At 73.5% G+C, this 13,183-nt stretch carries 12 protein-coding genes; 8 read left to right on the top strand and 4 right to left on the bottom strand.

The features are described from left to right. The first annotated feature begins 94 nt into the window (after nucleotides 1-94). From AC24FB_RS14495 to AC24FB_RS14485, 3 genes are read left to right on the top strand one after another with little or no spacing between them, the layout of a single operon-like run. The gene (locus AC24FB_RS14495) at nucleotides 95-1,312 is read left to right on the top strand and encodes a Gfo/Idh/MocA family protein (RefSeq protein ID WP_425713345.1); all 1,218 of its coding nucleotides are present in this window, start codon (nucleotides 95-97) and stop codon (nucleotides 1,310-1,312) included. Next, nucleotides 1,309-2,526, top strand: a complete 1,218-nt coding sequence (locus tag AC24FB_RS14490; RefSeq protein WP_425713344.1) for a dihydrodipicolinate synthase family protein — start codon at nucleotides 1,309-1,311, stop codon at nucleotides 2,524-2,526. The genes AC24FB_RS14495 and AC24FB_RS14490 overlap by 4 nt, the downstream gene beginning before the upstream one ends. Continuing rightward, nucleotides 2,523-3,407 (top strand): sugar phosphate isomerase/epimerase family protein, encoded by an 885-nt coding sequence (locus tag AC24FB_RS14485; protein ID WP_425713343.1) that lies wholly within the window; start codon nucleotides 2,523-2,525, stop codon nucleotides 3,405-3,407. Before AC24FB_RS14490 ends, AC24FB_RS14485 begins: the two co-directional genes overlap by 4 nt. A 73-nt stretch (nucleotides 3,408-3,480) precedes the next feature. Here AC24FB_RS14485 and AC24FB_RS14480 read toward each other — a convergent pair whose 3' ends face one another. From AC24FB_RS14480 to AC24FB_RS14470, 3 genes are read right to left on the bottom strand one after another with little or no spacing between them, the layout of a single operon-like run. Further along, nucleotides 3,481-4,614: a GNAT family N-acetyltransferase gene (locus AC24FB_RS14480; protein ID WP_425713342.1), complete on the bottom strand. Its 1,134-nt coding sequence runs from the start codon at nucleotides 4,612-4,614 to the stop codon at nucleotides 3,481-3,483. Then, nucleotides 4,611-5,162 carry an N-acetyltransferase gene (locus tag AC24FB_RS14475; protein ID WP_425713341.1) on the bottom strand — a complete coding sequence of 184 codons (552 nt, stop codon included), beginning with the start codon at nucleotides 5,160-5,162 and terminating at the stop codon, nucleotides 4,611-4,613. Before AC24FB_RS14475 ends, AC24FB_RS14480 begins: the two co-directional genes overlap by 4 nt. A gap of 49 nt (nucleotides 5,163-5,211) precedes the next feature. Next, nucleotides 5,212-7,329, bottom strand: coding sequence for a DNA gyrase/topoisomerase IV subunit B (locus AC24FB_RS14470; protein ID WP_425713340.1), 2,118 nt, complete (start codon nucleotides 7,327-7,329; stop codon nucleotides 5,212-5,214). A 184-nt stretch (nucleotides 7,330-7,513) separates the two neighbouring features. Here AC24FB_RS14470 and AC24FB_RS14465 point away from each other — a divergent pair, with 184 nt between their 5' ends. From AC24FB_RS14465 to AC24FB_RS14445, 5 genes are all read left to right on the top strand, one after another. Then, a complete protein-coding gene (locus AC24FB_RS14465; protein ID WP_425713339.1) occupies nucleotides 7,514-7,717 on the top strand; it encodes a DUF7455 domain-containing protein in 204 nt (67 codons plus the stop codon). A 94-nt stretch (nucleotides 7,718-7,811) separates the two neighbouring features. Then, nucleotides 7,812-8,663 carry a DUF1206 domain-containing protein gene (locus tag AC24FB_RS14460; protein ID WP_425713338.1) on the top strand — a complete coding sequence of 284 codons (852 nt, stop codon included), beginning with the start codon at nucleotides 7,812-7,814 and terminating at the stop codon, nucleotides 8,661-8,663. Nucleotides 8,664-8,764: 101 nt separating this feature from the next. After that, on the top strand, nucleotides 8,765-10,162 hold the full coding sequence (locus AC24FB_RS14455; protein WP_425713337.1) for a DUF3152 domain-containing protein: 1,398 nt from the start codon (nucleotides 8,765-8,767) through the stop codon (nucleotides 10,160-10,162). Nucleotides 10,163-10,215: 53 nt separating this feature from the next. Continuing rightward, nucleotides 10,216-10,800 (top strand): hypothetical protein, encoded by a 585-nt coding sequence (locus AC24FB_RS14450; RefSeq protein WP_425713336.1) that lies wholly within the window; start codon nucleotides 10,216-10,218, stop codon nucleotides 10,798-10,800. Nucleotides 10,801-10,880: 80 nt separating this feature from the next. Next, the gene (locus AC24FB_RS14445) at nucleotides 10,881-11,378 is read left to right on the top strand and encodes a DUF2510 domain-containing protein (RefSeq protein ID WP_425713335.1); all 498 of its coding nucleotides are present in this window, start codon (nucleotides 10,881-10,883) and stop codon (nucleotides 11,376-11,378) included. Nucleotides 11,379-11,532: 154 nt separating this feature from the next. Here the strand turns inward: AC24FB_RS14445 and AC24FB_RS14440 are convergent, their stop codons facing one another. Further along, a complete protein-coding gene (locus tag AC24FB_RS14440) occupies nucleotides 11,533-13,071 on the bottom strand; it encodes an RNA polymerase sigma factor (protein ID WP_425713334.1) in 1,539 nt (512 codons plus the stop codon). Between the last annotated feature and the right edge of the window lie 112 nt (nucleotides 13,072-13,183).

Raw genomic sequence — 13,183 nt, 5'->3', positions numbered from 1 at the left:
TCTCGACACCGCGCCGGGGTGGACCTCGTTGACACCCGCGGCGCCGCCCCATAATGTGGAAAGCGCATTCCGCCCCGCACTCGATGGAGAGACCATGACCACTCGCACCCTCCGTATCGCCATGAACGGCATCACGGGACGTATGGGCTACCGCCAGCACCTCGTCCGCTCGATCCTCCCGATCCGGGACGCCGGGGGCGTCCGGCTGAGCGACGGGACGCTCGTCCAGGTCGAGCCCGTGCTCGTGGGCCGGAACGCCGACAAGGTCGCGGAGCTGGCGCGCCGGCACGGGGTCGAGCACTGGACGACGGATCTCGAGTCGGTCCTCGACGACCCGTCGATCGACGTGTACTTCGACGCGCAGGTCACCTCCCGCCGGGTCGAGGCGATCACGGCCGCCCTCGGCCGGGGCAAGCACGTCTTCACCGAGAAGCCGACGGCGGAGACCCTCGACGAGGCGGTCGAGCTCGCGCGCCGGGGCGACGAGGCGGGCGTGACCATCGGCGTGGTCCACGACAAGCTCTACCTCCCGGGCCTGGTCAAGCTCCGCCGCCTGGTCGACGAGGGCTTCTTCGGCCGGATCCTCTCGATGCGCGGCGAGTTCGGCTACTGGGTGTTCGAGGGCGACGTCCAGCCCGGTCAGCGGCCGTCGTGGAACTACCGCAGCGAGGACGGCGGGGGTATCACCACGGACATGTTCTGCCACTGGAACTATGTCCTCGAGGGCATCGTCGGCACGGTCGACACCGTGACGGCGCGGACCGTCACCCACATCCCCTCCCGCGTGGACGAGCAGGGGGCGACCTACACCGCCACCGCCGACGACGCCGCCTACGGGATCTTCGACGTCACCACCCCCGGCGGCGACCCCGTGGTGGTCCAGATCAACTCCTCGTGGGCGACCCGCGTCCACCGCGACGAGCTCGTCGAGTTCCAGGTCGACGGCACCCACGGCTCGGCAGTCGCGGGCCTGCACTCGTGCGTGGCCCAGCAGCGCGCCCACACGCCCGCCGCCGTGTGGAACCCGGACCTGCCCGTCACCGAGTCCTACCGCGACCAGTGGCTCGACGTCCCCGCGAACGCCCCGCTCGACAACGGCTTCAAGGCCCAGTGGGAGGAGTTCCTCGCCGACGTCGTGGCCGGTCGTCCGCACCGCTACGACCTGCTGTCCGCCGCGCGCGGCGTGCAGCTCGCCGAGCTCGGCCTGCGCTCCTCGGCCGAGGGCCGACGCCTCGACGTCCCGGTCGTCTCGTTCGACACGGCGCACGGGTCCGCCCCCGCGCCGGCCGCGCCCGCGGACGCGGCCCGATGACCGGCACCGGCACCGGCACCGGCACCGGGCCGAGAGTCACGCTGCCCGGCGCCGACGGCACCCTGGAGGACCACCGGCTCGCGCCGGCCCGGGGCTGGGACCGCCCGTCGGCCCCGTTCAACTCGCGGGTGGCCTACGCGGCCGCCCACGTCGTTCCCGTCGTCACCGCAGAGACCGCCCCGGGCGCGCCCGCGGTCCTCGACTGGGACTCGACGCTGGGTTTCCGGCACCACCTGTGGTCGCTCGGACTCGGGGTCGCCGAGGCCATGGACACGGCGCAGCGCGGCATGGGGCTGGACTGGCCGGCCGCGGCCGAGCTCATCCGCCGCTCGTCGGCCGAGGCCGCCTCCGTGGGCGGCACGATCGCCTGCGGCGCCGGCACGGACGAGGTGCTGCCGGCCCAGGTCGCCGGCGCGGACCCGGCCGGCGCGCTGCGCACGGTGACCGACGCCTACCGCGGCCAGCTCGACGTGGTCGGCGAGGCCGGCGCCCGGCCGATCCTCATGGCGTCCCGCGCGCTCGCCGCCGCCGCCCGCGACGCCGACGACTACCGCTCGGTCTACTCCGACCTCCTGTCCCGCTCGACGGCGCCGGTCATCCTCCACTGGCTCGGCGAGGCGTTCGACCCGCAGCTCGCCGGCTACTGGGGGCACGACGACCCCTACGCGGCCGCCGAGGTCCTCCTCGACCTCGTGCGCGAGCACCGGGGCGCGGTCGACGGCATGAAGATCTCGCTGCTCGACGCGGACCTGGAGATCTGGGTCCGGGAGCGCCTGCCCGAGGGCGTGCGGATGTACACGGGCGACGACTACAACTACCCCGACCTCGTGGTCGGCGACGAGCGCGGGCACTCCGACGCCCTCCTCGGGATCTTCGCCGCCATCGCGCCGGCGGCGTCCCACGCCCTGAGCGCCCTCGACGCCGGGGACACCGCGGGTGCGCACGCCACGCTGGCCTCGACGCAGGCGCTCGGACGACACGTGTTCGCCGCCCCGACCTTCTACTACAAGACGGGCGTGGCCTTCCTCGCGTGGCTCAACGGCCACCAGCCCGGCTTCCAGATGGTCGGCGGCCTCCAGTCGGGCCGGTCGGTCCCGCACCTGGTCGAGCTCGTCCGCCTGGCCGACGCCGCCGGGCTGCTCACCGACCCCGACCTCGCCGCCACACGGATGACCCGCTTCCTCGACGTCGCCGGGATCGGGGCCGGACGATGAGCGCCCCGGACCTGTCCCGGCTCTCCCTCAACACCGCCACGACGAAGCGCTGGACCCTCGAGGAGGCCGTCGAGGGCGCGGTGGCCGCGGGGATCCCCGCCCTCGGGCTGTGGCGCGACCGGGTCGCCGAGGCCGGGCTCGAGCGCGCGGCCCGGATCGTGCGCGAGGCGGGCCTGCGCGTCTCCTCGCTGTGCCGCGGTGGGTTCCTCACCGCGGCCGACGACGACGGGAGGCGCGCCGCCCTGGCCGACAACCGCGCCGCGATCGACGAGGCGGCCGCCCTCGGCACCCGCGAGCTCGTCCTCGTCGTCGGCGGGCTGCCCGCGGCCACCGGCCCCAACGGCCCGCCGTCGGCCGGCGGGGACCGCGACCTCGTGGCCGCCCGCGCGCGGGTGGCCGACCGGATCGCCGAGCTCTCGGAGCACGCGGCCGCGAGCGACGTACGCCTCGTGCTCGAGCCCTTGCACCCGATCTTCGCGGCCGACCGCGCGGTGCTCTCCACCCTGCGCCAGTGCCTCGACCTCGCGGCCCCCTTCGCACCCGAGACCGTCGGCGTCGTCGTCGACACCTACCACGTGTGGTGGGACCCGGACCTGCGCGAGCAGGTCGCCCGCGCCGGCGCCGAGGGACGCCTCGCGTCCTACCAGGTGTGCGACTGGAACCTCCCGATCGCCGCCGACCCGCTGCTCTCCCGCGGTTTCCCCGGGGACGGGTTCGTCGACTTCGCCACCATCACGGGCTGGGTCGCCGACGCCGGGTACACGGGCGACGTCGAGGTCGAGATCTTCAACCAGGAGATCTGGGACGCACCCGGCGACTCCACGCTGGCCACGGTGGCCGCGCGCTACGCCGAGCTCGTCGAGCCCCACCTGCACCGCTGAGCATCGCTCGACGGCGGTGCAGCCGCGCGCTGCGTCGTCGTCCGGCGTGCTCGTCCAGGGCGACGGATCCGCGTCAGAGCTCGAGGACGTACAGGGCGGACCGGCTGGTCGGGACGTAGTCGAGGCTCGTGTACAGCGCCATCATCGAGTGCGGCTCCGGATGGTCGACGTCGAGCGAGAAGTCGACGTCGACGTCGAGCCCCGCGTACTCCATGCCGTCGGCCGCGTACGCGCGCATGACGGCGCTCAGCAGGGCGCTGCCCACGTGCTTGCCGCGCCACTCCGAGAGCACGCCGAGGACCTCGGTGTACCCCTCGGTCCAGCCCAGCGCCTCCCAGTCCTGCTCGTACCTGCTGGACACGACGTAGCCGGCGACCTTCGCGCGGTCCGAGGACCGGTCGAGGGCGACGAAGCTCCAGCCCGGCTCGAAGGCCGTCGCCTCCGGGCCCCACAGCTCGGCGCCGCGCTCCATCGCGCCCTCCGGCTGGTCGGCGAACGCCCGGCCGTGGGCACGCCGCACCTGGTCGGCGAGCTCGGGCGTCCAGGGCTCGACCGACACGTACGGGGGCAGCGGGATCGTCGGGATGTCGAGCGACAGGCTCCGGCGCATCTGGACGTACCAGCGCCGGGGCCGGAACCCGTGCTCCTCGAGCAGCGCGCTGAGATCCGACTCGCTCTCGTCGACGTGGACGACGACGGCGCCACGCTCGGCCCCCGACTCGGCGAGCAGCGCCTGCGAGGTCGCCACCTGCCAGCCGACGAGCGCGGCGCCCGCGCCCTTGAGCCGCAGCGCGTCGTCGACCCCGCCGGAGCAGGTGAACGAGGGCATGCCGTCGACGACCTCGCCCTTGGGTCGCACCAGGCCGAACGCCCGCATCACGCCCTCGGCGTCGTCCCCGGCGACCGCCCGGTAGCCCTCGCGGGCGGCGAAGTAGCTCTCGACCTCCTCGGCAGAGGTGCGCAGCGGGGTGCCGTCGGCCGACTCGATGCGGGAGACGAGGGCGGCGAGCTCGGCTGCGCGCGGCGCGTCGAGCACCGACCACGTGAGCCCGTCGACCGCCCGCGGCAGGAGCCGGTCGGTCGACCCGGTCGAGGGGTCGGGCTCGGCGAGGACGTGCATGGCCACGGTCTCGCCGGAGGGACGCCGGGTCGAGGTGCGCAGGCCCGTCAGTGCGGCGCGCAGCCCGCGCCCGGGAGGCTGGCTCACAGCACCACCGCGAACGTCCGACCCGGCGCGCCGGGTTCGGGGGCGAAGCCGGCAGCCGCACAGAGGCGACGGCGGTCGCTCTGGTGCGGGTCGACCTCGATGACGATGCGAGCCGGCCCGGCGGGTGCGGCGTCGGCGAGGAGCTGACGCGCTCGGTCGTCCTGCCAGCCGAGCAGGGCCTTGCCTATGCCCAGCCCGCGCCTGCCCGGGTCGATCGTCGCGCGCAGGCGGACCTCCGCGCCGTCGCCCTGGAGCGTGAGGACGAGCGCCGCCGCCGCGCGCAGGATCCCGTCGGCGTCGAACCCGCCGAGGGTGTCGCCGGCGTCGGCCGCGGCCGAGAGCAGCCGGTCGACGTCGGCCCGGGTCGTGCGCGTCCCGCGGGAGTCGACGGCGTCGGAACGGTCCCACAGCGCCGCGACGTCCGCCCCGTCGTCGGCGGCGAGGGTGCGCCAGCGCAGGCCCAGGTGGGGACCCGGGACCGCGGCGGAGGCCGGCGGGTCGAACCGGCGCGCGAGCTGCGCGGCGGACCCGGCCGAGGACACGATCATGCCCGGAAGTCTACGTCGCCGTGTCGCCGGGCCCGAGGACTCCCCCGCCTCAGGCGTCGATCCGCTCACGGTCGACCGCGGCCGCACCGGCCACGATGAAGTCCTTGCGCGGCGCGACCTCGCTGCCCATGAGCAGCTCGAAGACGGACTCGGCGCGGGCCACCGCCTCCTCGTCGGCCCCCGTGATGCGTCGCAGCGTGCGGCGCGCGGGGTCCATCGTGGTCTCGGCCAGCTGGTCGGCGTCCATCTCACCGAGGCCCTTGTACCGCTGCGGGGTCGACCGCAGGTTCTTCCCGGCCTTGTCCAGCTTGGCGAGCAGGCGGGCGAGCTCGGCGTCGGAGTAGGTGTAGTGGACCTCGCCCTTGCGCCCGCCGGAGCCGGCGACCTCGACCCGGTGCAGCGGCGGGACCGCGGCGAAGACGCGACCCGCCTCGACCAGCGGCCGGCAGTACCGGAAGAAGAGGGTGAGCAGAAGGGTGCGGATGTGGGCGCCGTCGACGTCGGCGTCCGTCATGAGGACGATCTTCCCGTAGCGGGCGAGGTCGAGGTCGAACGTGCGCCCCGACCCGGCCCCGATGACCTGGAAGATCGTCGCGACCTCGACGTTGTTGAGGATGTCCGCGGCGGAGGCCTTCTGGACGTTGAGGATCTTTCCGCGGATCGGCAGCAGCGCCTGGAACTCCGAGCTCCGCGCCCGGCGCGCGGTGCCGAGCGCGGAGTCCCCCTCGACGATGAACAGCTCGGAGCGCTCGACCTCCTTGGAGCGGCAGTCGACGAGCTTGGTCGGCAGCGACGAGCTCTCGAGGGCGTTCTTCCGGCGCGAGATGTCCTTCTGCGTGCGGGCGGCGACCCGCGCACGCATCTCGCCGACGATCTTCTCCAGCAGGGCGTTCGACTGCGACCGCTGCGCGGCCCTCGTCGAGGTGAGCAGGTCCGTGAGCTCAGCCTCCACCACCTTCGCCACGACCTGCCGGACCTGCGCGGTCCCGAGGACCTCCTTGGTCTGCCCCTCGAACTGCGGCTCGGGCACGCGGACCGAGACCACGGTGGTGAGGCCGGCGAGGACGTCGTCCTTCTCGATCCGGGGGTCCTTGGCGGTGACCTTGAGCCGACGCGCGGACGCCTCGATCTGCTTGCGGGCCACCTTGAGGACGGCCTGCTCGAAGCCGGCCACGTGCGTGCCGCCCTTGGGGGTGGCGATGATGTTGACGAAGCTGCGGGCGGTCGTCTCGAACCCCGTGCCCCAGCGCAGCGCGACGTCGACCTCGCAGACCCGCTCGACCTCGACGGGCCGCAGGTGGCCCTTGCCGTCGAGCTGCTGGATCGTCTCGGTGAACGCGCCCTGACCGGTCAGGCGCCACACCTCGGTCACCGCGGTGTCCGGAGACAGGTACTCGACGAAGTCCGCCGTACCGCCGTCGTGCCGGAACTCCTCGGTCGTGTGCTCCTCGGGGTCCGACGCGCGGCGGTCGGAGACCACGATCGTCAGGCCCGGGACGAGGAAGGAGGTCTGCCGGGCGCGACCGAGCACCTCCTCGAGGCTGAACTCGGCCGTGGCCGGGAAGATCTGTGGGTCCGCCCAGTACCGCACGCGCGTCCCGGTGACGCCACGGCGCACCTTGCCGGTGACCTCCAGGCTCGACGCCTTCTCGAACGGCTGGAAGTCGGCGTCCGCCGAGGGGCCCGCGGCCGGGTCGTCGAACGTGCCGGGCTCACCGCGGCGGAACGTCATCCGGTGGGTCCTGCCCCCGCGGTCCACCTCGACGTCGAGGCGCGCCGAGAGCGCGTTGACCACCGACGCTCCGACGCCGTGCAGTCCGCCCGAGGTCGCGTACGACCCCGAGTCGAACTTCCCACCCGCGTGGAGCTTGGTGTAGACGACCTCGACACCGGACAGCCCGACGCCGGGGACCTCGTCGACCGGGATGCCTCGTCCGTCGTCGCGGACCTCGACCGAGGAGTCCGGGTGCAGGACGATCTCGATGCGGGTCGCGTGCCCGCCGAGGCCCTCGTCGACAGAGTTGTCGACGATCTCCCACAGGCAGTGCATGAGGCCCCGACCGTCGGTCGAGCCGATGTACATGCCCGGTCGCTTGCGCACGGCGGCCAGTCCCTCGAGGACCGACAGGTGCCGTGCCGAGTACTCGGCGGCGGAGGTGGGATTCACCGAAGGATCGTACGGCGGGGCCGCCCGACGGGCGCGGAGGCGTGGCCGACGGGCGCGGAGGCGCGGTCGACGGGCGCGGAGGCGCGGTCGACGGCCGGTGACCGGGGCGACACGCGGCTACGCCGGGGGCGAACTCCCCCGCCACCTCGGCACAGAACGGGGTCCGGGATGATTACATGCCGGTGTGACCACGACAGCGACCGAACCCCAGCTCACCGCCGCCGACCGCTGCGACGCCTGCGGCGCACAGGCCTACGTCCGCGTGACCCTGCGCTCCGGCTCGCTCCTGTTCTGCGCGCACCACGCCCGCCGCCACGCCGACAAGCTCGACGAGGTGGCCACGGAGATCCACGACGAGAGCGACCGTCTGCTCAGCGCGGACGCCTGACCCGGCACGCCCCGAACGGCTGCCGCCCCGCGCGGGGCGGCAGCCGTTCGTCGTCCCGGGTGCAGCGGCCCGCCACAGATGATTCGATGCCCCGGTGGACAGCGACTCGATGAAGGACCAGGTCGACCAGGTCAAGGACCAGGCCGACGAGGTGGCCCAGGACGCTCAGGACTCCGCGCGTGGAGGGTGGCTCCACCGGCTCGGCCAGGTCGGCTTCGCCGCCCAGGGCATCGTGTGGTTCGTCGTCGGCTGGATCGCCATGGGCCTCGCGATCGGATCCGGCTCCTCCGAGGACTCGACCACCTCGGGAGCGATCGAGGAGATCGGCAGCACGCCGCTCGGCGCCGCCCTGCTCGTCGTCATGGTGCTCGGCCTGCTCTGCTACGTCGTCTGGCAGCTCGTCCTCGCGGTCGTCGGGCACCCGGACGAGCACGGGTCCTCGGACCTGGCGCGGCGGATCGGTTCGGCCGCCAAGGGGGTCGTCGCCGCTGCGCTGGCGGTGACCGGCGTCGTCGTCCTCATGCGCGGCAGCTCCGGGTCGGGGAACACCGAGGAGCAGGGTGCGCAGACCCTCCTGTCCCAGCCGGGCGGGCAGATCCTGCTCGCGTGCGTCGGCGGCGCCGTCGTGGCGGTCGGGCTGTGGTGGATCTGGACCGGCGCCACGGAGCGGTTCGCCAAGAAGCTCGACCCGCGCGTCGACCGGAAGGTGCTGCTCGCCGGCCGCGTCGGGCACGCGGCACGCGGGTTCGCCTTCACCGTCCTCGGCGTCCTCGTGGCGCTCGCGGCGCTGCGATCGGACCCGGACCAGGCCGGTGGCACCGACACCGCGCTCGTCACCATCCTCGGCTGGCCCGCGGGCCCGGTGCTCGTCGGCGCGATCGCGGTGGGCCTCATGCTCTTCGGCGTGTTCCACGTGCTCGCCGCGCGGCACGTCGTCAAGGACTGAGCCGGACCGACAGGTCCTGACGGGCCCGACCGGAGGGGGCGGGCCGGACCGACCTGCCGAAACGCTGTCCGGGTGCCGCCCGAGCCCCTAGCCTGGGGGCCGTGCTCCCCACCAGGACCCCGCGCCGGCTTGGCGCTCTCGCCGCCGTGTCCGCCCTCGCCACCCTCGCAGCGCTCACGGCCCCCGCCTCGCCCACGGCGGCCACCGGGGAGGTCGGCGGATCAGGGACCGAGTTCTTCCTCGACGACGACCTCGACGGCGTCACCGACCGGCACCTCGTCTACGGCCGCGCCGACGACGACGTCCTGACCGGCGACTGGGACGGGAACGGCACCGACACGCTCGCGGTGCGCCGCGGCCAGGTGTACCACCTGCGCAACACGCTGACCTCGGGGCCGGCCGACCGGCAGATCGCCTACGGCCGGGCGGCCGACGTCGTCCACGTCGGCGACTGGGACGGGGACGGCACCGACACCCTCGCCGTGCGGCGCGGGAACCGGTACTTCCTCTCCAACACCCTCACCTCCGGCAACGCCGAGATCGAGCTCGACTACGGCCGCGCCGGGGACACCGTCCTCGTCGGCGACTGGGACGGGGACGGCACCGACACCCTCGCCGTGCGGCGCGGGAACCGGTACTTCCTCTCCAACACCCTCACCTCCGGCAACGCCGAGATCGAGCTCGACTACGGTCGCGCCGGGGACACCGTCCTCGTCGGCGACTGGGACGGGGACGGGACGGACACGCTCGCCGTGCGCCGCGGCACCGAGCTGCACGTGAGCACCACGCTGGCCGGCGGGAACGCGGACCGCACGATCTCCTTCGGCCGCACGGACGACACGGCCTTCGCCGGCGACTGGGACGGGAACGGCGCCGACACCTTCGGCCTGCGGCGCCCCGCGGCCGCCCCGACTCCCCCGCCACCGCCTCCGACGCCGCCCACCAACGGGGGGCTCGTCGGTGCACCGCCGTGGTCCGGGTCGGGCACCTTCGCGGTCGTCCCGGGCTCCGTGCCCGCCCCGAACGACTCCGCGCGGACGGTCCGCGTGCGGATCGAGACCGAGCGCGGCATCTCCGTGGTGCGCCCCGAGTTCGCCGACCTCGTCATGACCACCCTCAACGCCTCGCGCGGGTGGGGGCGCCACGGCGCGGTCTCGTTCGCCCGGACGGACGGGCCCGCCGACGTCGTCCTCCGCCTGACCTCGCCCGCCACGGTGGACCGCCTGTGCTACCCGCTCAACACGAACGGGTACACCTCGTGCCGCGTGGGGACGTCGGTGGTCATCAACGCGAACCGCTGGGCGTACGGCGCCGCGCCGTTCACGAACGCGGGTGGCTCGTTGACGAGCTACCGCGACTACGTCGTCAACCACGAGATGGGCCACTTCCTGGGCCACGGACACGTGCGCTGTCCCGCGCCGGGACGGCCGGCTCCCGTCATGCAGCAGCAGACGCTCGGCATGCAGGGGTGCGTCCCCAACGGGTGGCCCTACCCCTGATCCCCCTCGCTCGCGCGCGTCGCGGCGGGTCAGCGGTACGGCAGCATGACGCCATGGACATGCTCCGCCATGCCGGGGACGCGCTGCCGCGCGTGCTACGCACGCCCGACGAGCGCCCGCACGCCTGGGAGGGTGTGGCCTACATGGCGGGCGCCGAGCGCTTCGGTCCGCGGCCGAGGTTCGACCTCGGGTCGCCGCTGGACATGCTGCTCGGCCTGCCGACCGACTACACCGCCGATCTCGCGGACTCGGTGGTCACGGGCGTGTCCCTCATAGGTTGGCCGGACTGTCTCGCCACCGAGGTGCGCGACGCGATCGACCGCTGCGAGACGTTCCCGTACCTCCTCGTCACGTCCCACCGGGTGGTCCTCACGACGAATCCCCTCGAGAGCGCACCCGAGATCCTGTGGGACCTGCCGCGCGACGTGGTCCGCGGTGCCCGACGCCGAGGCCGGCTGCTGCAGGCCGGTCGGGTCGAGCTCGTCCTCGCCGACGGCTCCCTGCTTCGCGTCATGCTCGGGCTCGTGCTCACCGGGGCCGCACGCCGGCTCGTCGTCGCGTTCGCGACCACCGCGCGGCCCTGGGGTCCGCCGTGGCCCGGCGCGCGACCCGACCGACCCCGACCGCCAGGTACCTGACCCCTGTGCCTGACCGGCGCCGCACGCGCCGCTGTGCCACGCTGGACTACGCCCGACCGAGCGAGACGAGGAGTCCCGAGATGGAGCAGCGCGAACCAGGCTGGCACCCGGACCCGTGGCAGGAGGGCCTCGAGCGTCGATGGGACGGCACACGATGGACCGCCGACGTCCGGGAGCCCGGGACGGCCGGCCCCGACGAGTACCCGGCTGCGGGCCCCGAGCAGTACGGCGCCTCCGCCGCGCCCACCCCGGCCGGCGAGCGGCCCGCCTCCGACCCGTACGGCATGAACGGGCCGGACGCCTCCGGCGCCCCTGGCGACGGGTCAGGCGGCTACGGCGACGCGTTCGGCGCCGACGGCGCCGAGCCGCCGCCCTCGCGGATCTCCGATGCCGAGCGGGCCGTCGCGGCCCACGAGGGCCGGGAACCCGGGCCGACGATGGCGGGCCTCCCCTTCGGACGGTACGACGACGACCCGCAGTCCCGGCGGACGACCAGCTTCCTCATCAAGGGGCTGTGGGGCGTGACGATCGCCTTCGGCGTCCTGCTCGTCATCTGGGGCGTGATGACGCTCTTCTAGGCGGCGCCGGAGCTCGACCGCCCGTCGTCGGCCTCCGTGGCGCGCGGCGTCCGTGCCGGAACGCCCGATATCTGTACCGGCCGGGGACGCCGACGGGCCCGGGCCGCACGATGAGGTGCGACACGGGCCCGTCGGGTCGGTCGTTCGGTCGGGGTCAGTCCAGGTAGTCGCGCAGGACCTGGGAGCGGCTCGGGTGACGGAGCTTCGACATCGTCTTGCTCTCTATCTGCCTGATGCGCTCGCGGGTGACCCCGTAGACCTTGCCGATCTCGTCGAGGGTCTTGGGCTGGCCGTCCTGGAGGCCGAACCGCATGGAGACCACGCCGGCCTCCCGCTCTGAGAGCGTGTCGAGCACGGCGTTGAGCTGCTCCTGCAGGAGCGTGAAGCTCACGGCCTCGGCGGGCACGACGGCCTCGGAGTCCTCGATGAGGTCACCGAACTCGGAGTCGCCGTCCTCGCCGAGCGGGGTGTGCAGGGAGATGGGCTCGCGGCCGTACTTCTGGACCTCGACGACCTTCTCCGGGGTCATGTCGAGCTCTTTGGCGAGCTCCTCGGGCGTGGGCTCGCGGCCCAGGTCCTGGAGCATCTGCCGCTGGACGCGGGCGAGCTTGTTGATGACCTCGACCATGTGCACGGGGATGCGGATGGTGCGGGCCTGGTCGGCCATGGCGCGGGTGATGGCCTGACGGATCCACCAGGTCGCGTACGTGGAGAACTTGTAGCCCTTGGTGTAGTCGAACTTCTCGACCGCGCGGATGAGGCCGAGGTTGCCCTCCTGGATGAGGTCGAGGAACAGCATCCCGCGACCCGTGTACCGCTTGGCCAGGGACACGACGAGTCGCAGGTTCGCCTCGAGGAGGTGGTTCTTCGCGAGGCGGCCGTCGTTCGCGATCCACTGCAGCTCCCGGGAGAGCTTGCGCTCCATCTCGGGCTCCTGAGCCAGGCGCTCCTCGGCGAACAGGCCGGCCTCGATGCGCTTGGCGAGCTCGACCTCCTGCTCGGCGTTGAGGAGGGCCACCTTGCCGATCTGCTTGAGGTAGTCCTTGACCGGGTCCGCGGTCGCGCCGGCGGTGACGACCTGCTGGACGGGCTGGTCGTCGTCGTCGGAGTCCGAGACCACGAACCCGCTCGCGGTCGTCTCCTCCTTGCCGGACTTCCCGTCCTTCGTGGAGGACGCGTCCGGGACGACGGCGAGCTTGCCGCGGCGCGAACCACGGGTTGCGGACTGCGCCGGGGCCGGCTCCTCGGCGTGGTCCTCGTCAGAGGCATCGTCCGTGTCGGCGCCGTCGGTCTCGTCGTCCGAGTCGTCGGCCTCGTCGGCGCTGTCGGTGTCCGCCGTGCCGGTCTCGTCCACGAGCTCCGACTCGTCGACGTCCTCGGGGGTGGTCGTCGTCTCCTCGGTCTCCTCGACCTCGTCCGCCGGCTTCGCCGCCTTCGCGCCGCGCTTCGGAGCGGCCGCGGTGGTGGTCTTCTTCGCGGCGGTCGACGACTTCGCCGTGCTGCCCGACCTCGCGGCGGTGGTCGACGACTTCGCGCTGGACGTCTTCTTCGCCGCGGTCGACTTCGCGGCGGTCGTGGACGAGGTCGTCTTCCTCGCCGCGGGCTTCTTCGCGGTGGTCTTCTTGGCAGGTGTCTTCGCCGCGGGGGTGGTCGTGCTCGTGCCCGTCGCAGGCTCAGTAACGTCGGTACTCATCGGTAGGGGGCCTTTCGCCGGGGGTGGGGGCGTCGTGGTCTCAACACGCCCGTCGCGCCGCATGTTCCATGCCGACCCGCAGAACGAGCCCGGGGCGGCGCGCGCCGTCCCT

This window comes from Georgenia sp. Z1344, from assembly GCF_057652375.1.
The sequence above is the reverse complement of the archived record's forward strand: the minus strand, read 5'-3'. Positions and strand labels throughout refer to the sequence as shown.